Genomic DNA, 20,652 nt, shown 5'->3' with positions numbered 1-20,652 from the left:
GTTATGAATATCCTTGTAGTTGGCAATGGGTTTACCCGTCTTGAGCTTCCAGATGGCCACTATGTTAACCACCATACGGCCAAGTTCCTTGTCGATCTGGCGGCAAGTGGACGTGAGGTCACTCTGGCTCAATCTGTCCAGAATCTTCCTTCGCAGGCAGGCCTGAACAATGCACGACTGCCTGAAGATCAAGTGCGCTCGCTCGATCTGAACAAGCGCTCGCCTGCGGCTCTCTGGCGAGCCTTGCGAGAGACGATTGCAGCTGATTTCGTGTATCTCTTTTACCCTGGCCGTTGGCCGCATCTGCTTGGTACGATCAGGAGATGGCTGGGAAGGCCTTATGGCCTATACGTGCGTGGAGAGCGTTTCGAGAATGGCGGTTCTGCCGCGAAGCTGTTCAAGGCGGCAAAGCTTATCTGTGCGGAAACCGGACTAGATGATCGTCTGGCGCCTCATAACCCCAATGTCGTGGCTATCGCCCCAATGCTAGATATGACGGCGCAGGATGTGACAGCGCCTGATTTCAGCAATATCGCAGAGAGCCCCTTAAGGGTTCTGTTTGTCGGTCGGATCGAGGAGGCAAAGGGCATCCAAGAGCTTATTGATGCAGCCCATCTGCTCAAGGCTCGCAGGTTTGACTTCACGATGAGGCTTGTCGGGGGCGGGCCGCTCTATGGAGATTTGGTAAACAGCCTGCAGCAGCCTGGTGCGCCCGATATCGCAATGTGCGGGCTCGTTGCCGACAAAGCTGAGCTGATGGCTCATTACACCTGGGCAGATGTCCTCATTCTTCCAAGCCATCACGAGGGTTTCCCAAGGGTTCTCTTTGAAGGCATGCTCAAATCCTGCGTAATCGTCACCACGATGGTGGGGGGCATACCCTCACTTATGAAGGATGGTATAAACTGTCGGGCTCTGCCTCTGCGCGATCCCGTCGCTATCGCCGATATCCTTGAGGCCCTCCCGCGCGATCCGGCATTTTTGTTAGCACTCGCCAACGCCGGCCGCGAAACTGTATTAGAGATTTTGCAGACCCGCCCAACCCAAATTGACGCCGTTAACAAGGTGCTCAATGCTAGGAATTGATCGCATTTGGAACGGGCGCCCAAGTGGTGTTGTTGGCGCAATCTTGGACGCTGTAATCATCATACGAGACCGCCTTGCGGACAAACTCGCGACGCACATTTGGCGCGGCAATCTTGATCAGTTGGGGCCAAATTCTATCATCCAGCGAAATGTAACAATTAGATACCCAAGCAATGTAAAAATTGGATCGCAATGCTCAATTGCATCGCTTTCAAATATAACTTCAGAGTTTCCCGATTCATTCATCAGAATTGATGACAATGTTGCGATAAATCGTAATGTTCGCCTGGATTATAGTGGCGGATTAATAATCGGCAGGAACGCGCTGATTTCAGAGAACGTCATGATTTACACTCACTCTCACGGACATAATCCGCGTTCGGTGCCAACCAAGACGCCGCTCGTGATAGGGGAGGATGTCTGGATCGGTGCCAATGTGACCATTGGCGAGGGTGTGGGCCACATTGCCCCTGGCTCGATTATCGCAGCCGGAGCCGTAGTCACACGAGAGATTGTGCAGCCTGGTGTCTATGGTGGTGTTCCGGCGCGCTTCATCAAAAGAATTGGCGACGCTACGCGATGACGCCACCGTCAGTTTTGACATTCCAGCGAACCTACCTTCCCGGACATCTGGGCGGCGGGCCGGTGCGCAGTATCGCCAACATGGTGGAAAGTCTCGGAGACGAGCTTCGCTTCAGGATCGTTACGTCAGACCGAGATCTCGGCGCGACAATACCTTATTCCGGTATCCCATCAGATCGGTGGAGCACGGTCGGCAAGGCGGCCGTGCGCTATCTGCCCCAGGGTATTCGCAGCCTTGCCGTCATGGCTCGGTTAATCAACCGGGGAGATTATGACTGCATCTATCTCAACAGCTTTTTCAGCCCTCGATTTAGCATCCTACCACTATTGATCCGACGTCTTTCTTCGCCCGGTAAACGCGTTGTAATAGCACCGCGCGGTGAGTTTTCGAGCGCAGCTCTTTCGCTAAAAGCATCAAAAAAGCGCGCGTTCCTAACCGCGAGCCGGCTGAGTAAACTTCATCAAGGGGTTACTTGGCATGCCTCGTCTGAGTATGAGGCAGAGGATATTCGCAGGGTCTTAGGCCCCTCTGCGCGCGATATTCGCATCGCAGCTCCGATGCCCATGTCTATACCTGATTCGGCACCTGACGCCGATGCGGCTCAACCTGGCTCGCCTCTGCGCATCGTTTTCCTCGCGCGGGTTGTGCCAATGAAGAACTTGCTTTTCGCGCTAGAGGTTCTTGCACAGGTTCAGGTACCAGTGAGCTTCACGATCTATGGGCCTCATGAGGACGAGGACTATTGGGCGCTGTGCTCTGCGGCCATTGCGCGGTTGCCTGCCAACATCTCGGTGTCAATTCGTGGCGAACTGCCTCAAGAACGGGTGGCAGAGGTGCTGCGCAGTTTTGACCTGTTTTTCCTTCCTACCCTTGGCGAAAATTTTGGCCATTCAATTGCGGAGGCGCTGGGCGCTGGCCTGCGAGTGCTGATTTCCGACCGCACGATGTGGCGCAACCTGGAACGTGAGGGTGTTGGTCACGATCTGCCGCTAGACGCACCCGAGGCGTTCATCCAAGCTATCGAAGATGAAGCGAAGCTTTCGTGGCGGGCGGGACAAGCCGCCCGCAGCCGCGACTATCTCTCCCGCAAGCTCAATCTCGCGCAGTTGAGGACCGATACCATGGCCCTCTTCTCGGCGTGACCATTCATTCCGACAACAGATTGTGCCTTGGAGCCGATTACTGCCCCTCGCTGCCCATTCTCTTGGCCGCCAACTTCTTCCGATAAACTCATCTAGCTCAGTTCTTGCGAGTGAAACCATCGGCATGCTTAGCAATGTCCGGCCAGGTTATCTCTTGATTTAAGTTATCGTCCAGTGATCGGCTCGACGCCCTCGGCTGCCCCAGCGGCCTTGCTGCAGCAGCAGCATCTAGAAGCACAAGCCACAGCTTAGAATTCAGGCAGTTCGACGCACCCGAGCACTAGTTCGATCATGCGGGCCTTTGGCTGCAGCCAATCTTTCTTTGAGTGTTCCCTCCAATGGCGGAAACGACCATGTTCAATGATAAGACTCTACTCATCACCGGCGGAACCGGATCATTTGGCAATGCCGTACTGCGACGTTTTCTTGATTCCGAATTGCGCGAAATCCGCGTTTTCTCTCGCGATGAGAAAAAGCAGGATGACATGCGAAAGAAGTATAAGAGCGACAAACTGAAGTTCTATATCGGCGACGTCCGTGACTTCCAGTCTGTGATGAATGCTGTGCGCGGAGCCGATTTTATATATCACGCTGCTGCGCTCAAACAGGTGCCATCATGCGAGTTCTACCCGCTTGAGGCGGTCAAGACCAATGTACTCGGTACCGAAAACGTTCTTGAGGCGGCGGTACAGGCCGGGGTCAAGCGAGTGGTCTGCCTCAGTACCGACAAAGCTGTCTATCCGATCAACGCGATGGGCATCAGCAAAGCCATGATGGAAAAAGTTATCGTCGCCAAAGCTCGGTCAAGCAATGACACTGTCATCTGCGCAACCCGTTACGGCAACGTGATGGCCTCTCGAGGTTCGGTGATACCGTTGTTCACCAACCAAATTAGGGCCCGTCAACCGATAACGATAACGGACCCTTCGATGACACGCTTCATGATGACACTCGACGATGCCGTCGATCTTGTTCTCTTCGCCTTCAAGAATGGCCGCCCTGGAGAGATCTTTGTCCAAAAAGCACCCGCAGCGACGATCGAAACGCTCGCCAAGGCACTCACAGACCTACTCGGCGTTCCTAGGCATGAAATTAATGTAATTGGTACGCGCCACGGTGAAAAGCTGTTCGAAGCTCTCCTTAGCCGAGAGGAAATGGTCGCAGCTCAAGATCTTGGCAGCTATTATAGGATACCTCCTGACCTTCGCGATCTAAATTATGACAAATATTTCGAACAGGGGGAGATCGAGATATCACAAGCGACTGAGTATACCTCACACAACACAACTCGGCTGGATGTGAAGGGGATGCAAGCGTTGCTCCTGAAGCTTCGGTTCATACAAGCCACCATGCGCGGTGAGCATGTTGAGCCTGAGGAATGATTTGAACAATCGCTCTGCAAACGACATTCACAGAGGTAGGCTACGAATGACTGAACTGCGAAAGCCAAGGGTCCTCGTATTCGGGGCAACCGGAATGCTTGGTTCGACCTTATTCCGAGCATTCAGCGCAGATCAAAGTATAGAAACTTTCGGGACTATTCGCGACTCCCGCGGAGCCAAGCACTTCGCACCGGAACTTCGCAACGCTCTGATCCCTGGCATCCACCTAGAGAGCGAGACTGGCCTTTTAGCTGCTTTTTCAATGGCAAAGCCAGATGTCGTTGTTAATTGTGTCGGGATCATCAAACAACTACCCAACGCCAACGATCATCTTGAGAGCCTGGCTGTCAACTCCAGCTTGCCGCATCGCTTAGCGAGGTACAGTAGAATGGTCGGTGCCCGCCTTATACATTTCAGTACGGACTGTGTTTTTTCCGGGAGGGGCGGTCGGTATAAGGAGGAAGACCCTTCAGATGCTTATGACTTGTATGGGCGGACAAAGCTACTTGGCGAAGTTCACTATGAAAACTCGATCACTCTGCGGACGTCGATCATTGGGCACGAGTTGGCCAGTGCAAAAAGTCTTGTAGATTGGTTCCTGAGCCAGTCAGGCGAAGTCAAAGGGTTTACGAAGGCAGTTTTTTCCGGCCTACCAACGATCGAGATTGCACGTGTGGTCCGCGAATGTGTAATTCCAAATCCAAAACTGTATGGTCTTTACCATCTGTCGGTCGACCCGATAAGCAAATTTGATCTATTAAGCCTCATCGCTGAAACATACGGAAAAGACGTTGAAATCATTCGAGATGATCAATTGGTCATTGATCGCTCACTCAATTCCGACCGGTTCCAGGCAGCAACAGGGTTCTCGCCGAGACCGTGGCCTGATCTGATCAAGGATATGTATGACGACTATCTCGCCAACGCGGGTACTGCCTCTTGAGCGAGCTTCAATCTAGCATGCAGTTGCAGCTTTGCCCCGCCTGCTGGTTCATTAGTGTCGGGCGATACAGTTTTGCGAGGAAGAAATGAAACAAATGCGGGTAATGACAATTGTGGGCACCCGGCCTGAAATAATTCGGCTCTCAAGAGTTATCAATCAGCTAGATCGCCACTGTCAACACATACTAGTGCACACAGGGCAAAGCTACGACTACGAATTGAACCAGGTTTTTTTCGATGACCTTGGGATCAGAAAACCCGATTATTTCCTCGACAGCGCCAAAGGTAGCTCAAGTGCGGCTAACACAATTGGTAACGTCATATCCAGCGTCGATCAGGTTCTGTTAGGTGAGAATCCGGAGGCGGTATTGATTCTGGGAGACACCAACAGCAGCCTTGCGGCGATACCGGCAAAGCGCCGAAAGATCCCTGTCTTTCATATGGAGGCTGGTAATCGTAGTTTCGACCTTCGAGTGCCGGAAGAAATTAACCGCCGTATAGTGGACCATACTGCGGATATTAATCTTACTTATAGCACAATTGCCCGAGAATATTTGCTTCGCGAGGGTTTACCGCCCGATCAGGTCATCAAGACCGGAAGTCCAATGTTTGAAGTATTGCATCACTACATGCCGCAGATCACAATGTCGACAATATTAAATAGGTTGGATCTTGAGATTGAAAAATACTTCGTTGTGAGTGCGCATAGAGAGGAAAACATAGAAAGTGACAAAAATTTTCATAAGCTTGTATCAGTTTTGAATACGGTTGCAGAGGATTATGAGATTCCAGTTGTGGTATCAACACATCCACGAACGCAAAAGCGCATTAACGAGTCGGGAGTTTTATTCCACAAGCAAGTGAGAATGCTTAAGCCGCTGGGATTCCATGACTACATTCACCTGCAGCAGAATGCTAGAGTGACACTTTCAGATAGTGGGACCATCACCGAAGAGAGTTCAATCCTAAACTTCCCCGCGCTTAATCTCCGCGAAGCGCATGAACGGCCTGAGGGCTTCGAAGAGGCGGCTGTGATGATGGTTGGCCTTGAAGTTGACCGGGTGCGTCAGGCACTTTCTGTGCTGGCCGATCAACCTCGTGGTCCCACGCGCAGCTTGCGTCTTGTCGAGGACTACTCGATGCCCAATGTTAGCGAGAAGGTTCTGCGTATCATCCTGAGCTACACGGACTACGTGAACCGTGTTGTCTGGAAAAAATTCTAGATGTAGCCGTGAGACTCGCACTCATTGCAGACACGTTTCCGCCTATGCGAACCTCTGGTGCAGTGCAGTTGCGCGACCTTGCGCGGGAATTTGTTCGGCAGGGGCATGAGTTAACCGTTCTCTTGCCCGATGCCGATCTGGTTCAGCCATGGGCGCTAGAAGATTTCGACGGTGCACGAGTTTTGCGCCTTCGCTCGCCGCGGACCAAAGACATTGCATACTGGCGGCGCACCTTCGGCGAATGGCTAATGCCCTATGCGATGTGGCGTAACCTTCGCCGGAGCCCGTTAAGTGAGCAGAGTTGGGACGCGATCGTTTGGTATTCACCTTCGATCTTTCATGGTCCTCTGGTGCGTGCTCTGAAGCGGCAGAGTGGGGGTAAGGGATACTTGATCGTCCGTGACATCTTCCCCGAGTGGGCTCTCGATATTGGTCTTCTGCGGCGAGGACCTGCTTATCTTTTCCTCAAGTGGACCGCCCTTAGACAATACGGCCAAGCTGACATCATTGGCGTGCAAAGCCCAGGCAACTTGGGTTATTTCAGGAAGTGGAATCAGGCTCGGAAGGGTCGTTTACTCGAGGTGTTGCCAAACTGGCTTGATCGGCCAGCCAATGCCCGGTGCCAAATCAGGATTGAGGAAACGCCGCTCGCTGGTCGCAAGGTGTTCGTCTACGCCGGCAACATGGGGATGGCGCAGGGTATGGATATTTTGCTCGATCTCGCTGATCGGATGACGACGCGTGCCGACATTGGTTTTCTATTTGTTGGGCGAGGCAATGATGCGAGAAGGTTACGGGAGAGCGCGGCGGCGCGCGGTCTGGCCAACGTGTTTTTTCACGATGAAATCGAACCCGATCAAATCTCAGATCTTTGCGTTCAATGCGACGCGGGACTCCTCGCACTTGACCACCGTCATAAGTCACACAACATTCCCGGCAAGTTTCTGACTTACATCCAAAATGGCCTGCCGGTTTTGGCCAATGTTAACCCTGGAAACGACATCGCTAATCTTATCAGAAGTGAAAACGTAGGGGAAGTTTGCGAGACCAATAGTCTAGATGAACTTGTCAGACGCTGCGTTGCTTTGATTGATCGGCTTGATGAAGACCCGCTGTTGTCAGATCGCTGCATCAACCTCTTCGAACGCCATTTTTCCGTTTCTCGGATTGTTCAGCAGCTGGTTTCGGCACTGGGTTAAAAAGGACGAGCACCCGGTTTTTACGGCGAAAGCGTTCGGTCTCGCGAGCTAGATCTGCCTGTGGCATTGAGCTGAAATCGGTCAGTTGATCAATCAACTCCCGAATAATAATAAATTAATGAAAGACAAGCGTATTGAAAATTATTATTATAAAATGAGCGCTTGGTGTATCGAGATATATGATATCGTTGTACTGATCGTGACTATGCATCAAGTATTATGTATTGATAGTATTTTCAATAACCGAGCCGAGTTTTTTGAGCGGCTGGAGATGATCACCAAGAAGAACATCCCGATCATGCTTGGTGGCATTCGAGATCTCGCAGCCTTTCAAGGTGTAACTCGGATCGTTCTGCTCGAGCGAAGCGGTAAAGCCTCTTTTTGATCCGACTTCATTGGGCACACTAAATCGCATCCAACGAATTCGGCGCAACTAAGCCCACACATTGTGCTCCGCGAGCTCCAGATATCGCCCGAGCACGTTAACCGACTTCCAGCCACCGGCGCGCATGATCGCGGCCATGTCGAAGCCTGCACAGAGCAGGTCCTGGGCCGCACCAACGCGCAGCGAGTGACCACTGAACGCGGCCACATCCTCGGGCGGCAGGCCCGCCGCCGCAATCGCCTCCTTGATGATCACCTTGACCTTGGTCGTCCCGAGCGGGCGATTGATCGGCTTGCCCTGGTAGATCCCGCAGAACAGCGGATCGATTTTGTCTCCGCGCCAGTCGAGCCACTCTCGGACAAGCCGCGCCGAACGCGTTGAACTGAACGCGATGCGGCCGATGCCGAACGGATCGGCCTTGCTGCGGCGGATGATTGCCCGCAGCGTTCCGTCGCCCCGCATCATGATATCGTCACTGCGCAGCGCGACCAGTTCCGAGCGCCGGGTGAGGAGTTAGCGATGCGAGCGCCCCACGTTGACAGTTTTATTCGTATCCTGCGCGGCGCATCGGGTCGTAGAGTTCCTTGATCGCGGGAACGACGAGGGTGATGTCGAGATATGCCTCGTTTTCGAAGAAGTGCGCGGTCTCAGGACCTGGACGCGGTTTTCCAAGTACGGGCGCACCTTTCTTGTCGACGCAGTAAGCCAGGATTGGGAGCAACAGACCGTGATGGATGCCGCTGCGATTGAGCAACGGCTTCCAGGCACGCAGATTCAGGTTTATCGCAGCGTAGAAGCCACGGCACCAAGGACGCGGATCGATCCCGCCGTCGGCTTTTTCTGTAAACCGAGGGGCGTATTCCTCTGGCTTGTCAAAGAAGGTTTCGTTGATGCGGTTGTGGACCTTGGCGACGGAAGCGAACACCGCGTGTTCCAACTCGGTGCCATTGGCCAGCACGTCATAAGGCAATCCCATTGCCGGACAGATCCAGTACTGAGGGTCGGGGAACGGTGGCCCAATGACCGCTGCAGTCACGAAGCCATCGAGCGCAGACATCGTCCGCACTAGTGGACGCCGGTTGGTCTTTACCGCCAGCCAAGCCTCAAGGGCCTCGTCTGACAGGGCCATGTCCTCGATCGCGCTCATGCGGCCATGCGCATAGATGGCCGATCGGTAGGTTGCCAGTTCCACGCCAGAAGCTGGTCCAGATTGTTATTGAGGACCTCGCCCGATACGATCCGGGTCAACACGTCATTCAACCAGGTAAACGGATCGAGCCCGTTCAACTTTGCGGTCTGCAGCAAAGACGCGAGCACGGCCCAGGTGTGGGCTCCCCCTTCGTTACCTGCGAACAAACTATTCCGGCGACCGATGCCGATTGGCCGCATCTGCCGTTCGATCATGTTGTTATCGACCTCGATGCGGCCATCGTCGAGGAACGCACACAGGCCGCGCCAATGTCCCTGTGCGTAACGGATGTGTTCAGCCAAGTCAGAGACGCGTGAGACGCGCGGCAAGGTATCGTCGAGCAGTGCCTTCAGCTCGTCCATGACCGGTCTGGATCTTGCCTGCCGGACAAGCAACCGGTGCTCGGCACTGGTACCGCGGATTTCTGTTTCGATCGCGTATATGCGCCCCAGCATCACGATAATTTGCGCGGTTATGGGCGAACCGGTGCTCTTGTGCAGATCGACAAACCGCCGACGCAGATGGGCCATGCAAAAGGCGAGCTGGATCGGTCCGGGCTGTCGATCCGGATCTTCAAACGCCTTGTATGCTGTGTATCCATCGACCTGCAGCACTCCCGTGTAAGGGCCCAGCTGTTCGGATATCTCGCGATGGCTGCGGGATCGCGCATGGACGTAGCATACAGCTGGAGGCGCCGGTCCGTTCCACGGTCGGTCATCTGCGCCATGAGCCCAGAACTGATCGATGACGACTTTGCCGTTGCCGCCGCCGATCACTGGCATGCGGGTTTCATCGACGTGGATGCGCGCGGCGCTGTGGAATGCCCTGAGTTGCCGCTCGTACAGGCCCTCCAGCCACCAGGCGGCGCATTTAAGCCAGCGCGACAGTGTCGATCGGTCGATCTGTACGCCGTGTCCTGCCAGTATCTGGGCCTGACGATACACCGGCAAGTACCAAGCAAAACGCTGGGTCACGACCCAGGCAATGAGCGACGTCGTCGCCATGCCGCCTTCGATCATCCTGCGCGGTGCCGGCGCCTGAGCAACGCCGTTCTCACACGAACGACAGGCATACTTGGGACGGACCGTCGCGATGACGCGCAGGATAGCAGGCACGACGTCGAGAGCCTCGCTGATGTCCTCGCCGATCTTGTGCATAGGACCCTGACAGCAAGAACAGAGCGTACTTTGCGGCTCGATAGTGTGAACGAGGCGGGGCAGATGCTTGGGCAAGGCGCCAATATTCCGCTTGGCCCGGCGTGCTGCCGTTTTGGGCAAAGGATCGTCATTGGCCGGGGTGGCTGCAAGGATTGCGTTTAGATCACCCAGATCCAGACTGCCTTGTCCGTCGAGAATGATCCGCGCCTTCTCCGAGCGGGAGCCAAACAGCATGGCCTTGTAGGTGTTCAGCAGCTTGTTGGCGGCCGCCAGTTCCGCCTCAAGTTCATCGACCCGCCGGGTCATCGCATCGAGTGCGTCAGCTTGGTTTTCCGAAGGGCGGGTCACCCGATTTTCTTAGCACAAGACCCACCAAAAACCCAGAAAAACCGTGCTTTCTAGCCCGATATCTCGGGCTTTTTGACGGGATTTTCCTCAAGCCTGCGCCAGTCCATTCCGCCCAGCAGCAATGTCATTTGTGCCGAGGTCAGCTTCATCACGCCACCGCTCACTGGTGGCCAGGTGAACTTCCCGGCCTCGAGCCATTTTGTCATCATACACATGCCCGAGCCGTCAAAATGCAGGAGCTTCAAGCGGTCCATTCTCTTCGACCGAAAGACAAAAACATCATTGGAGTAAGGATCCCGCCCCAACTCATTCGCGACCAAAGATGCCAGTCTGTTTATCCCGGCGCGGAAGTCGATTGGTCCTGTCACGAGTACGACCCTGAGGTCACTGCGCCCACCGATCATTGCCCGCGCAGTACCTCGCAAACTGTCCGCAGCAACTGGGCATCCAGCGCCCCGCGCACCAGAATGCGTGCGCCGCCGATTTCGATCTCCAATTTTGCATCGGATGCCGTCGCTGCATCCTCGACTTCCAGCGGCACGAGCGAGATTTGCTGAACTGTCGCCCGATCCCGAACCGTGCGCCGCCAGTAATGCAACAGGCCAACGCTTACCCCGTGATGCCGCGCTATCGCGCTGATGTTCGCACCCGGCTCGAAGCTTTCCGCTGTAATCCTGGCCTTCTCGCGGGCATCCCAGCGGCGGTTCCGGCGCTGCGGGCCCAGAACAGTAGCCCCGTCCAAATCCGCTTTCGCACTATGCGGCACACTGACCCAATCCGAATTCGCACAGGGTGCCGCACTGTGCGAAACAGCATTTATTCCATCGTCATTGAGCATCGTTGCCATCCCACTGCCAATCATGACAGGGTCATTGGCTCAATAATGGGCCTCGTCCATGTGGGGTGCTCGCATCGCTAACGGTGAGGAGGTCGTATCCCAAAGATATCATCGCCCGGTTGCGCAGCCCCCAGGGATTGTCTGGCTGAACCTCGAGGCAGCGCAGGAGGTAGTCGCGGGTCATGCCCTTGGCTTGGCGCGGCCGATTGAGCTTGGCGCGCCGCACCCGCCGCAGCGTGATGGTGATCTCTTCATCCCACGTGGGATCGGGGAGCCGCAGCAGGCGGTGTACTTTCCGGATCGCGTAAAGCCGCCGCCGCACGCTTGCCGGGCAGAGGAATACCGCCTGGTCTTCCAGAAAGGCGCAGACGGTCTCAACCTCGGCGGGGAGGGCCTCCCAGCCGTGATCCTCGCACCACGCCACGAACCGGTCTACGTCGGTCAGGTAGGACTTGATCGTCGAGGGCGCAAAGGCTCCCTCAAGGCGCTTGAATTCCGCGCGCCAATCGTGTGAGGTGCTTTTAAGGTTATTTGTGGACATTAATGTCCATTTAAGAGACATTCTTAGGCGTGTCAATGCTCACTGGCGTTCAAATTCGTGCTGCAAGGAGTGCTCTTGGAATGAGCGCGGAAAGACTCGCGGCCCTTTCTGGCATCGCCACGAAAACTATCCGCAGGATCGAGTCAGAGGATGGTATTCCTCATTCCACGGCATCAACGCTGGCTAAAATTCAGACGGCCCTCGAAGCCGCCGGCATCCAGTTCGTCGGCAGCCCCGACGACGCCCCCGGCATTCGCATCCACCTCCGGCCGGCCTAGGCTGCGGCCCGCACGCAAGTCGGCCCAGGGGCCTCACCCCGCCATTCGCCGCGCCACCCCGACGAGCGCCAGCACGGCCAGGCTCGCGGCGCAGTCGGCCAGCCAGTCCACAAACTCCGCATCCCGGCCGAGCGCCGGGATCAGTTGCAGCACCTCGATTAGTGCGCCGAGCGCCGCCATGGCGATGAAGATCTCGCCGAGCCGCAGCTGCGGGTAGGCGAGGGCGGCGAGCAGGCTCAGCACGGCAAAGGCGATCATGTGCTGCGTCTTGTCGCTCGGCGTGCCGGGGAGGGCGGGCGGCTGCGGCAGCAGCGCCATCACCAGCGCGAAGACTAGCGCGAGCCAGAACAGCGCCCGCGCCATGACCGGCCAAGTCATCGCGCCATTTCCCAAGACGCGCCGCGATGCGGTGCGCGGGCGGCCCCAGGGCTCGTCCGCTCTTGCAGGCGCGCCTGCGTCAGGCTCTGGCCTCGTCCCATTTCACAATTCCTCGAAGATCTTGCGGCTGTCGCGGATGAGCTGCGCCACGTGGCGCCGCAGCTCGAGGCTCTCCGCGGTGTAGAGCCCTGACTTGAGGGCATTGCGGTTGCCGCGCGGCGCGCCCGAGCCCCGCGCCCCGCCATGCATCCGGCAGCGGGCCTTGCCCTTGACGGCGGGGGCCTGGCAGGTCCCCCCGGTCCGGGTCCGCGCCCCGCAGCGGCGCGACGCGTGCATGCCCGCGACATTGCGGGCGTGATCGCCCGCCATCAGCGCCTGACCTTGTCGCGCGTCGGCATCGGCGGCAGCGGCACGGTGTCCTCGCGCGGCGGCGCGAGCGCTGGCGGCGCGGCCGGCGCCTCGGCTGGCGGGGCGGCCGGCGCCATCTCCACATTGCCGAGCACCGCCTGGCCGCCGGGGGCGACCTGGACACGCTCGACCGTGATCTTCTGCTGGCCCTTGCCGCGGTGCTTGGCGAGGGCAGCCAACTGCTGGGTGTAGAGCGCCATCAGCCGCTGCGCCTGATCGAGGTTGGCATTGCGGCCCTCGAAGGTCTGCTCCGGGATCATGGCCCGGCGCAGGCACTCCATCGCCGCGTGGTGGGTGCCGACCATTTGCATGGCCAGCATGGTCTCGAGGCCCTCGGCGGGCTTGATGCTCTCGAACAGATCGAGCGCCTTGACGATCCGCGCGTCGCGCTCCTCCTGGCTGCTGCTCTCCGGAAACCACAACAGGCTCGCGATCTCGTTGAGCTTGGCAACCTCGACCAGCTCGGCGCGGGTCAGCACCTTGCCCTTGGCAGTGCCTGAAGCTGCAACGCCGGCCTTTTCGCGCCAGGCGGGATCATATTCCACGCCGTAGGGCGGATCGGTCACCATCAGGTGGGGCGAGACGCCGTTCAGCGCCTTGGCCACCGTGTCGGCATCGGTGCTGTCGCCGCAGACCAACCGGTGCTTGCCTAGCAGCCAGACATCGCCGGGTTTGGCGATGGGGTCGATCGGCGCTTCCGGGATGTCGTCGGGGTCTGTGTTACCTTCAGTCTTTTCGGCCAGCAGTTTGCCAAGCTCATCATCCGAGAACCCGGTCAGCATCAGGTCGAAGTCGAAGCCCTGCAGATCGCCGATTTCAACGGCCAGCAGTTCAAGGTCCCAGCCGGCGTTCAGTGCCAGCTTGTTGTCGGCGATGACTGCCTTCGTCCGCTGGGCACTCGGGTTCCGTATGAACTGTGCCTCATCAAGGATAACAACCTTCCAGAGGATCATGTTCAAGAGGCTGTTGTCCCCTACGGCGTTGTCATATGAGGTGATGACGACGTCGTAGCCCTGCAATTCCACAGGGCGGCCGGTGCGTAACGCACCGTGGTGCTTCAGCACGCGCAGGTGCGGAGCAAACTTCGCAATCTCACGACGCCAGTTCTCAAGCAGCGAGCCGGGGGCGATGATGAGGGCCGGGCTTAATGTTTTGCCGCCGGAATCGCTGAGTGCGGCGATAACCTGCAGCGTTTTGCCGAGGCCCATTTCGTCGGCCAGCAGGCCTCCCATACCCTCGGCTAGGAGAAACTTGAGCCAGCGCCAGCCAGCTAACTGGTAGGGATAGAGTGTGGCATTAATTCCGGAGGGTAAATCATTTGCCGGCGGTGTGAATGCAAGTGGCGAAAGCGCTTCATCGGCCAAACGGTCATCGACCGCACCACCTGCCGCACCAGCTTTGCGAACAGCCAGAAATGATCGCAGTGACGTTACCGGACCGACATTTGCCCCGGTGCTATTCAACAGATCGAGAATTTCCTTCGATGCAGTCGGCTCAACAGGATGCCAGGTGCCATCTGCGATCCGGTACCCTCGTTCGAGGTCTGCGATCTCAAGTTGAACCGATGCCCCTCGGGCGGAACCAACAACTGAAAAGACAGGTGCGCCCTCGTCGTTTTCCAAGATCGTCAGCGAAGGCAGCAGGGGGTACCGCGAAGCGCGCAGGCCTTCAGCGCTGGTTGGAATCCAAGGCTGTTCAGGCCGCCTCTCTACCAGTGCACGGTAAACGGCAGTGGGGGATGGCTGACTTCTATTGCCGTCAGGGTCGACAAGCGAAATTACCGAACCATCTATTTCCCACTTGGCGCTCAGAATTCCTCTCCTCTTATCAAGTTAACTCGGATCCTGAGACCTAATCAGCAGTTCTCAGTGCACGTCATCTTGTTGCGCATGAGCGCTCGGTAAGCAATGCCTCGGCTCTGTTTCAACAGACCAAGGTTGGCATGCCTTCGGGCAGCTTGACGTTGAGCCCGCACAGGGCCTCACGCGTAGCATGCAATCGAGTTCGATGCGGGAGGAATCTACAGACCCTACCGGAGTCCAACGGCCCAATTGCCACCTGATAAAACCCTTGTAATTCAGTTGAATATACTCATCCACCAAATCCAGCGCAGTCGAGAGCTTGGGAGAATATCGGGCCGAAGAGAGCAAAAACGGGTCGTATCCATCGCGAGGCGGTGAAGAGGCTTTTACCTATAACCCTTGAAACCCACGGGATTTTTAGCGCCGAACCCAAGGAATAGAATGATTCCAATGGGTTAAATGGCGGAGGATGCAGAACCCCAATCCGAAGTTCTCTGGTTCGCAAGCCATTGATTTTGTGACGTTGTAATCAAATTTCTAATACCGGCTTCGGCCATAGCGTGCCTATCTCTATATCACCTTCGAATGGGCAGGCTATGGCGTGAACGGTCATCCTGCGTTGTGCCAGAAAAGAGCATCATCGATGTATTTTTTCATCAATTTGGCCGCCGCCTTATCGTTGTATAAAACCGTGTCCTTTTCTATGATATTTTGCGCGAGCACGTTTGAGATATCCTGCAAGGCGCTCGCACAAATCTGAATTATTTCCTTTGGCTGTAGATCGTCCAAACCACCAGCTGCGATGCCAACACTGGGTTTGGAATTCAGGCCTTCTTTCATGTCTTTTGCTTAAATTCAGGGACGGCGGCGAGCAGGTCCTTTGAAACAGTTTCGAGATAATACATGACATTTACGGTGCCATCGGCGGCAAGCTTCCGGGCAAGCGCAATGTGTCCAGGTGTGCCGTCGAGCTTCTCGAGTTTGGTCAATTTAAGAGAGACAATGCCCTTGGACAAAGCGAGGGCAGCGTCATCACTTAGCTCGGGAATCTCCATGTGCAGCCAACCGTCATGCTTCGCAAGCGAGGCCGCCGCCGCAACTGAGAGAGACTTCAGGCCGCCAAGGTCAAGCGAACCTTTATGACGTGAGAGTATCTCAGCAACAGCATCTGAAATCTCTTCCAAATTACGCAAATCAACCGAGTCTTCAACCGCCGCGACCAACTCTGCCGCATCCTCAGATATTGAGGTAAATTCTGTGAGATCCAGTTCTTCCCAGCCGGGACGAAATTTAGCGATCCGCCGCTTTGCAACAGCAGCTTTCAATTCTTTAGTCATTCAACCCCCTCCACTATTTCCGGTTTGGAATCATTGGAAACACGCGTGTGCTAACGCCGTGATAGCATGCCGGCGTAGCACAAACAGTCTTGATCTAATTTCGAGCTTGAATAGAATTTTTCCGGCTTCCGTCGAAGTCGTTCAAAAATAGAGGTTCTCCTGCACATCTCTGCGGCGAAATGGGGTAATGCCGGCCTATGGGCAAAGCCGATCCAGACCTGCCTGACGCTGCTGTTGAACACATCAGCCACATGCTGACGCTAGCCAAGAGCAAGCATCAGGATGCCATGGCGCTGCTCGGCACGCCTGATCCGAACGCACTGCCACGCCTCCGCGAAGTGCTTCGGCTGCTGGAAGAGGTCGAGCTTCTGGCCGACGATGCCTCAACCTATGTAGAAACTGAGCTGATGAAGGCAGCGATCAAGGACCTGCATTTTCAACAGGCGGCCGTTCTAGCAGCGATAGCTAGGCTTGAGAGCGTGAAGGTCCAGTCGCCATGGGCGACGCCGTGGCCGTGGCTGACCCTGATCGTCTTGGCGCTGCTGATCGCCCAGGCCTGGGCATGAAGCGTTTGGCAAGCCCGGAGTTATTTGAAAGCTTTATACAGCGTGGCTTCGAAGGACTTCATCAGAAGCGGGACAACCTTACCCTCCTGCAGCCATCCAAGCGCGGTCAGGCGAGCCATGAGCTGAGCGGTCGCCAAGTCTTCCCGTAATTCGGGGCGCTTGAAAAAGTTTAGAGCCGTCGCGAGTGCTAGATCATGGGTGGAATAGGGGATTTCACCATCAAACAGCCCTCTCGCAATGTCGGAAATTTCAGATTTTTCAACCGCGCCCATCAAAAGAGAACTATGAGCTAAGTCTACCGCCATCCCGAGATCGGCTCTGCGCGCTTTGGGAGGACGATCTCCGTAGGCTGCCACAATGAACTGATCCAAAAGTGTCTTTGGCTTCTTTTTGAAGAGACCGAACATCATCCCCCCCCTGAGCGATATAACAGACGAATAGCCTGCCTGCCGTGTTGGAGACAAATGAGGGGATGCGGTCTAGGTTGTCGAGATCAAAGCTGACGCCAGAGCAATAACGCATGTCCCCGATTGGCATAGCGTCAGGCAATGCCCATGTGCTACCAAACTAGAAGTGCCGCTAGGGATATCTCAGTCTGCTTGACCGTGAGCATGCCTCCCACTCGGGCAAATTATTGGATCTATCGTTGAGCCCCAATCGTTGCCGCTAGCTCTTTGGCAAGTTCCTTTGCTTTTGCCATCTCATCAGCAGACATCCTGCTGCAAATATCCTCGATCGCGCCTTCTGCCCCTTCATATTCCTGCTCGGCTGCCAAGCGGAACCATGCATATGACTTAACACGATCAACGGGTGCGTGCTCGCCATGGCCGTACATCGCCGCGATGTTATACTGAGCAGCGGCATTTCCCTGGAGGGCCGATCGCTCGAAATACTCAGCTGCCTCTTCGAGATTTTCAGGCACGCCGTTTCCGGAGTACAGCAGCCAGCCTAAGGAAAATTGGGCGTCGGGAGAACCTTGGTCGGCAGCTAATCTGTACCACTTCGCTGCCTCTTCATAGTCCTGCCGGAGCAGTTCCCCAGCTTCGTATGCAGCAGCCAACTTCCTCTGCGAATAGGCAGAACCATTCTCTGCTGCCAATCGATGCCAGTGCAGACCTTCAACCTCATTCTGAGCGCATCCGAGGCCTTCATCCAACATGTAGGCAACCATTGCTTGGGACTCGCCATGACCTTGAGAGGCGGCTTTACGAAACCATTGCAGAGCAGTGCTCAAGTTTCGCTCGACCTTATCGCCTCGGTAAAGGATTTGGGCCAGCTGCACCTGCGCTGCCAGGTCATCATTGAGTGCCAACTTGTAAACGGCCTCGACATCGACCTCCTCGGTTTCTTCTGAAACACCGCCAAAAGTCCAATGGGCCCAGCGGCGGCCGGTCTCGACAGCAGCGGCTCTAACTGCGGTATCGACTAACGTGGCATCCAGCGGCCAATCTATGGGCGAACCATCTGCGGCCTTGGCATTACGCATAAAAATGAGAATTGTCGGAAACCAGCGTCCCTTGATGAGCGCGAATTCGCCTGATGCTCGGACGGTTTCAATATCGAGTCCGAGCTGCCCTGCGCATGCTAATTTAAACGCCTCAGCATCAACATGGAGACGTTCTCCCTCCGTGTGCCAACGTTGCTTTTCCTCAGCGATTTCTGAAATGTTCTCAAATGGAAGGCCGTCGTCAGCCTGGTCACCCAGAGATGTCGGGGCGCCAAGAGTAACCTTGACGCACTTTGTTTCCTCGAAAATCCGGTCGTTCAGATAAATGCTCTGAAGGATGGGCGCGACCGCCACGTAAGGGCAGCCACCAGCTTCCAAATTGACCCTAAGATGATCTAGCTCTTGCTTCCAGTGCGGCCTGACGCTCGGGAGAACGATCGGAATCTCTCGACGAAAAATGGTCTCGCCATTTTCCAAATCATAGGCCGTCGCCTCAAAGCAATCTGCTAGCCCGGTGTATAGGTTGCCATAAGCTGCCAGGCGGATCCCAAATTTATCCTGCGCCACAGGAGAGTGGTAACGTTCAGCAATCCAGACTGCAGCTTTAGCGTTTAACTCAGTCATTACGCTCTGAGCGGTATACAGCGCATACCCGAGGGGACGAGGAGACCTAACCCCAATGGTTTTGTCTCCACACGCCGACTGCAGTGTTTCGTTGGCTTGAGAAGACCACTCGACTTTCTGATCCTGAGGGTAATCCGGGAAGTCCTCAGTCTCAAAGCGATAGCCGACAAGGAAGCGCAATTTAGAAATCTGATTCCGCTGAAACACTACCTCATCCAGAGCCGTCTCCTCACGGGTGGCTGCGGCATACATTGTGATATCAGCTTCCACTGCCGGCTTATCTTCGTCGGTCCGCCACTTTTGCAGCATAGCGTGAAGAAGGCGAGTGGAGGCAATCCTGTTGAGGTTGGACCACGTCATGATCACTGGACAGAACTTGAACTCCTGACCATCCGGAAGTGGTGGGATTGCCTGGCAAATTTCGACGATCTGCTCGTCGCTAGTGTCAGTATCACATACCACCGGCATCGCGATGATTTGGCCCCAAGTTGCTCCGTTAGGCCCGTCGCAACGTTGGTTCGTGATCGCGGCTTCCCCTCGAGAAAACACGAACTCCCAGATGGCGGGTACCCCACGTTTGGTGATTTCTTCACCGATTTTGGAAGCTAGGGAAAAATCGCCACTGATGCCTATCGAGGCATCGATAATCTCGCAAAGCGCCTCGTTTACATTCGGGTCGGACTTCCTCGGTCCCTTAATAAGCTCCCAACACCTTTCAGTCAGGTCGTCGCTTATTAGAATGCCTTTGGCATCAGGCAGAGTGCATATACTCCAAATCCGGAGCACTTCAGCCATAACCCTGGGTTCGTGCTCAAGACTACTAAGATGAAGCATTCGGGAGGCAATTTGACGCGTGAAATCGTCAATTGGCACGGGCTTCAGAATGGCCAAAAGTTCTTCGCCCTGTAGGCTGGCATAAGGAAACGGCCGCTGCCCCGTGAACACGAACTCCGTTTGAACGTTTCGGCGTAACAGGGCCAAGCCTGAAGCCAGTTTGCCGAACAGGCCATCCTGCCCCAAATGAACAATTTCTTCGAGCCATTTCAGGAAGAACTCAACCGCTGCACTGCCAATAAAGCCGGTGTGGCAAAGGCAGGCCTCATTGATTTCATCTTCAGAGAGCTGGTGCCGCAGGTCCCAAAGTAGATCCGAGCAAACTCTCGGGTCTCCCGTGCTTAAAAGGCCGCCAAACACAGCCCCTCGGTTAACCGGATGCTTGCCCTCAATCATGCGGACAACATGACGAGGAACGAGCATCGGGTCGGCGCCTTCCTCGATTTTTGCGACACTGACGTAATCAAGGGTGGCGGTGGAGACTATGCCGCGATCCGTATCCCCCAGAACGAAGGGCACATATGTTAGCGCTGTGCAGTCTTCGAAATATTGTGTGAAGGTCGAAACCTCTTGAAAGAGTTTTTTTCTAAGTTCTAGCTCAAGACCGTCATCAATAGCCGTCTTATATTTATCTATGGCATAATTGACGCTTTCAGGGTCGGTGAAATAGCCGATCCTAACCAACTCACCCATTAGTGCATCGATAAGCCCACCGGCTTTGAGAAGTGCCTTCTCACGCGCGCTGGGGTCCTCGATCTCCATCGCAAGCTTTTTGAAACCCTCAAAATCCCTACGAACCAGTGGGTTCCAATTGATGCTATGCCCCGTCACTTATGCCCTCACGAATTCATTCAGATCACTCGAGATCTTGATTCGAGGTTGATCCTTCTGCCTGACTCTGACTGCGAACGGCTTTGTGCTCAATAGCGTTGGATAAGGTTAAGGCGTTGTTTTGCAGGCCAG

22 protein-coding genes and 1 pseudogene are annotated in these 20,652 nt (G+C 55.6%); 10 read left to right on the top strand and 13 right to left on the bottom strand.

Translation table 11 applies throughout. The features are described from left to right. Nucleotides 1-3 precede the first annotated feature (3 nt). From BG023_RS14465 to BG023_RS05410, 8 genes are all read left to right on the top strand, one after another. Nucleotides 4-1,086, top strand: a complete 1,083-nt coding sequence (locus BG023_RS14465; RefSeq protein WP_083234564.1) for a glycosyltransferase — start codon at nt 4-6, stop codon at nt 1,084-1,086. Continuing rightward, nucleotides 1,073-1,669: an acyltransferase gene (locus BG023_RS14460; protein ID WP_083234563.1), complete on the top strand. Its 597-nt coding sequence runs from the start codon at nt 1,073-1,075 to the stop codon at nt 1,667-1,669. Before BG023_RS14465 ends, BG023_RS14460 begins: the two co-directional genes overlap by 14 nt. Next, nucleotides 1,666-2,811, top strand: coding sequence for a glycosyltransferase family 4 protein (locus tag BG023_RS05430; RefSeq protein WP_199797166.1), 1,146 nt, complete (start codon nt 1,666-1,668; stop codon nt 2,809-2,811). The genes BG023_RS14460 and BG023_RS05430 overlap by 4 nt, the downstream gene beginning before the upstream one ends. A 338-nt stretch (nt 2,812-3,149) precedes the next feature. Next, on the top strand, nt 3,150-4,193 hold the full coding sequence (locus tag BG023_RS05425) for a polysaccharide biosynthesis protein (RefSeq protein WP_269465920.1): 1,044 nt from the start codon (nt 3,150-3,152) through the stop codon (nt 4,191-4,193). Nucleotides 4,194-4,239: 46 nt separating this feature from the next. After that, the gene (locus BG023_RS14455; RefSeq protein ID WP_083234562.1) at nt 4,240-5,136 is read left to right on the top strand and encodes a dTDP-4-dehydrorhamnose reductase family protein; all 897 of its coding nucleotides are present in this window, start codon (nt 4,240-4,242) and stop codon (nt 5,134-5,136) included. A 103-nt stretch (nt 5,137-5,239) separates the two neighbouring features. Continuing rightward, the gene (wecB, locus tag BG023_RS05420; RefSeq protein WP_233993081.1) at nt 5,240-6,358 is read left to right on the top strand and encodes a non-hydrolyzing UDP-N-acetylglucosamine 2-epimerase; all 1,119 of its coding nucleotides are present in this window, start codon (nt 5,240-5,242) and stop codon (nt 6,356-6,358) included. 62 nt (nt 6,359-6,420) lie between these two features. Beyond that, nucleotides 6,421-7,557 carry a glycosyltransferase family 4 protein gene (locus BG023_RS05415; protein WP_199797165.1) on the top strand — a complete coding sequence of 379 codons (1,137 nt, stop codon included), beginning with the start codon at nt 6,421-6,423 and terminating at the stop codon, nt 7,555-7,557. A gap of 85 nt (nt 7,558-7,642) precedes the next feature. Further along, nucleotides 7,643-7,942 carry a hypothetical protein gene (locus BG023_RS05410; protein ID WP_150122799.1) on the top strand — a complete coding sequence of 100 codons (300 nt, stop codon included), beginning with the start codon at nt 7,643-7,645 and terminating at the stop codon, nt 7,940-7,942. A 48-nt stretch (nt 7,943-7,990) separates the two neighbouring features. Here BG023_RS05410 and BG023_RS05405 read toward each other — a convergent pair. The 6 genes and pseudogenes from BG023_RS05405 to BG023_RS05380 all read right to left on the bottom strand — a co-directional run. Beyond that, a pseudogene (locus BG023_RS05405) lies at nt 7,991-8,437 on the bottom strand (tyrosine-type recombinase/integrase); the annotation flags it as partial. A 49-nt stretch (nt 8,438-8,486) separates the two neighbouring features. Beyond that, entirely contained in the window at nt 8,487-9,089 is a 603-nt protein-coding gene (locus BG023_RS05400) for a UPF0149 family protein (protein WP_069309547.1), read from the bottom strand. Then, nucleotides 9,086-10,594 (bottom strand): IS66 family transposase, encoded by a 1,509-nt coding sequence (gene tnpC, locus BG023_RS05395; protein WP_069311149.1) that lies wholly within the window; start codon nt 10,592-10,594, stop codon nt 9,086-9,088. Before tnpC ends, BG023_RS05400 begins: the two co-directional genes overlap by 4 nt. 92 nt (nt 10,595-10,686) lie before the next feature. Then, complete coding sequence (tnpB, locus tag BG023_RS05390; RefSeq protein WP_199797164.1) at nt 10,687-11,004, bottom strand: IS66 family insertion sequence element accessory protein TnpB; 318 nt, start codon at nt 11,002-11,004, stop codon at nt 10,687-10,689. A gap of 32 nt (nt 11,005-11,036) precedes the next feature. After that, nucleotides 11,037-11,474, bottom strand: coding sequence for an IS66-like element accessory protein TnpA (gene tnpA, locus BG023_RS05385; protein WP_190315819.1), 438 nt, complete (start codon nt 11,472-11,474; stop codon nt 11,037-11,039). 31 nt (nt 11,475-11,505) lie between these two features. After that, the gene (locus BG023_RS05380) at nt 11,506-12,015 is read right to left on the bottom strand and encodes a site-specific integrase (RefSeq protein ID WP_069309545.1); all 510 of its coding nucleotides are present in this window, start codon (nt 12,013-12,015) and stop codon (nt 11,506-11,508) included. A 35-nt stretch (nt 12,016-12,050) separates the two neighbouring features. On the opposite strand from BG023_RS05380, the gene BG023_RS05375 reads away from it, so the two are divergent. Then, the gene (locus BG023_RS05375) at nt 12,051-12,293 is read left to right on the top strand and encodes a helix-turn-helix domain-containing protein (RefSeq protein ID WP_069309544.1); all 243 of its coding nucleotides are present in this window, start codon (nt 12,051-12,053) and stop codon (nt 12,291-12,293) included. A gap of 33 nt (nt 12,294-12,326) precedes the next feature. On the opposite strand, the gene BG023_RS05370 is transcribed toward BG023_RS05375, so the two are convergent. From BG023_RS05370 to BG023_RS14685, 5 genes are all read right to left on the bottom strand, one after another. Beyond that, nucleotides 12,327-12,671, bottom strand: a complete 345-nt coding sequence (locus tag BG023_RS05370; protein WP_069309543.1) for a VanZ family protein — start codon at nt 12,669-12,671, stop codon at nt 12,327-12,329. 102 nt (nt 12,672-12,773) lie between these two features. Further along, on the bottom strand, nt 12,774-13,040 hold the full coding sequence (locus BG023_RS05365) for an HGGxSTG domain-containing protein (protein ID WP_069309542.1): 267 nt from the start codon (nt 13,038-13,040) through the stop codon (nt 12,774-12,776). After that, nucleotides 13,040-14,701, bottom strand: coding sequence for an SNF2-related protein (locus BG023_RS05360; protein WP_199797163.1), 1,662 nt, complete (start codon nt 14,699-14,701; stop codon nt 13,040-13,042). Before BG023_RS05360 ends, BG023_RS05365 begins: the two co-directional genes overlap by 1 nt. A 789-nt stretch (nt 14,702-15,490) precedes the next feature. Further along, nucleotides 15,491-15,721, bottom strand: a complete 231-nt coding sequence (locus tag BG023_RS05355; protein ID WP_069309540.1) for a hypothetical protein — start codon at nt 15,719-15,721, stop codon at nt 15,491-15,493. Then, on the bottom strand, nt 15,718-16,218 hold the full coding sequence (locus BG023_RS14685) for a hypothetical protein (RefSeq protein ID WP_150122796.1): 501 nt from the start codon (nt 16,216-16,218) through the stop codon (nt 15,718-15,720). Before BG023_RS14685 ends, BG023_RS05355 begins: the two co-directional genes overlap by 4 nt. A 197-nt stretch (nt 16,219-16,415) precedes the next feature. Here BG023_RS14685 and BG023_RS05345 point away from each other — a divergent pair, with 197 nt between their 5' ends. Then, nucleotides 16,416-16,784: a hypothetical protein gene (locus BG023_RS05345; RefSeq protein WP_069309538.1), complete on the top strand. Its 369-nt coding sequence runs from the start codon at nt 16,416-16,418 to the stop codon at nt 16,782-16,784. A gap of 20 nt (nt 16,785-16,804) precedes the next feature. On the opposite strand, the gene BG023_RS05340 is transcribed toward BG023_RS05345, so the two are convergent. After that, a complete protein-coding gene (locus BG023_RS05340; RefSeq protein ID WP_069309537.1) occupies nt 16,805-17,194 on the bottom strand; it encodes a hypothetical protein in 390 nt (129 codons plus the stop codon). Nucleotides 17,195-17,424: 230 nt separating this feature from the next. Next, entirely contained in the window at nt 17,425-20,451 is a 3,027-nt protein-coding gene (locus BG023_RS05335) for a tetratricopeptide repeat protein (RefSeq protein ID WP_069309536.1), read from the bottom strand. Nucleotides 20,452-20,652 lie beyond the last annotated feature (201 nt).

Origin of the sequence: Porphyrobacter sp. LM 6 (assembly GCF_001720465.1) — a bacterium.
Taxonomy (GTDB): Bacteria; Pseudomonadota; Alphaproteobacteria; order Sphingomonadales; family Sphingomonadaceae; genus Erythrobacter.
This window is presented reverse-complemented; position numbering and strand designations above follow the sequence as displayed.

What these genes read in the sequence shown, in the direction of transcription:
- BG023_RS14465 (WP_083234564.1), top strand. Translation starts at nt 4, where the DNA reads ATGAATATCCTTGTAGTTGGCAATGGGTTTACCCGTCTTGAGCTTCCA.
- BG023_RS14460 (WP_083234563.1), top strand. Translation starts at nt 1,073, where the DNA reads ATGCTAGGAATTGATCGCATTTGGAACGGGCGCCCAAGTGGTGTTGTT.
- BG023_RS05430 (WP_199797166.1), top strand. Translation starts at nt 1,666, where the DNA reads ATGACGCCACCGTCAGTTTTGACATTCCAGCGAACCTACCTTCCCGGA.
- BG023_RS05425 (WP_269465920.1), top strand. Translation starts at nt 3,150, where the DNA reads ATGGCGGAAACGACCATGTTCAATGATAAGACTCTACTCATCACCGGC.
- BG023_RS14455 (WP_083234562.1), top strand. Translation starts at nt 4,240, where the DNA reads ATGACTGAACTGCGAAAGCCAAGGGTCCTCGTATTCGGGGCAACCGGA.
- wecB (WP_233993081.1), top strand. Translation starts at nt 5,240, where the DNA reads ATGACAATTGTGGGCACCCGGCCTGAAATAATTCGGCTCTCAAGAGTT.
- BG023_RS05400 (WP_069309547.1), bottom strand. Translation starts at nt 9,089, where the DNA reads ATGAGCGCGATCGAGGACATGGCCCTGTCAGACGAGGCCCTTGAGGCT.
- tnpC (WP_069311149.1), bottom strand. Translation starts at nt 10,594, where the DNA reads ATGACCCGGCGGGTCGATGAACTTGAGGCGGAACTGGCGGCCGCCAAC.
- tnpA (WP_190315819.1), bottom strand. Translation starts at nt 11,474, where the DNA reads ATGCTCAATGACGATGGAATAAATGCTGTTTCGCACAGTGCGGCACCC.
- BG023_RS05380 (WP_069309545.1), bottom strand. Translation starts at nt 12,015, where the DNA reads ATGTCCACAAATAACCTTAAAAGCACCTCACACGATTGGCGCGCGGAA.
- BG023_RS05375 (WP_069309544.1), top strand. Translation starts at nt 12,051, where the DNA reads ATGCTCACTGGCGTTCAAATTCGTGCTGCAAGGAGTGCTCTTGGAATG.
- BG023_RS05370 (WP_069309543.1), bottom strand. Translation starts at nt 12,671, where the DNA reads ATGACTTGGCCGGTCATGGCGCGGGCGCTGTTCTGGCTCGCGCTAGTC.
- BG023_RS05365 (WP_069309542.1), bottom strand. Translation starts at nt 13,040, where the DNA reads ATGGCGGGCGATCACGCCCGCAATGTCGCGGGCATGCACGCGTCGCGC.
- BG023_RS05355 (WP_069309540.1), bottom strand. Translation starts at nt 15,721, where the DNA reads ATGAAAGAAGGCCTGAATTCCAAACCCAGTGTTGGCATCGCAGCTGGT.
- BG023_RS14685 (WP_150122796.1), bottom strand. Translation starts at nt 16,218, where the DNA reads ATGACTAAAGAATTGAAAGCTGCTGTTGCAAAGCGGCGGATCGCTAAA.
- BG023_RS05345 (WP_069309538.1), top strand. Translation starts at nt 16,416, where the DNA reads ATGGGCAAAGCCGATCCAGACCTGCCTGACGCTGCTGTTGAACACATC.
- BG023_RS05340 (WP_069309537.1), bottom strand. Translation starts at nt 17,194, where the DNA reads ATGATGTTCGGTCTCTTCAAAAAGAAGCCAAAGACACTTTTGGATCAG.
- BG023_RS05335 (WP_069309536.1), bottom strand. Translation starts at nt 20,451, where the DNA reads ATGGAGATCGAGGACCCCAGCGCGCGTGAGAAGGCACTTCTCAAAGCC.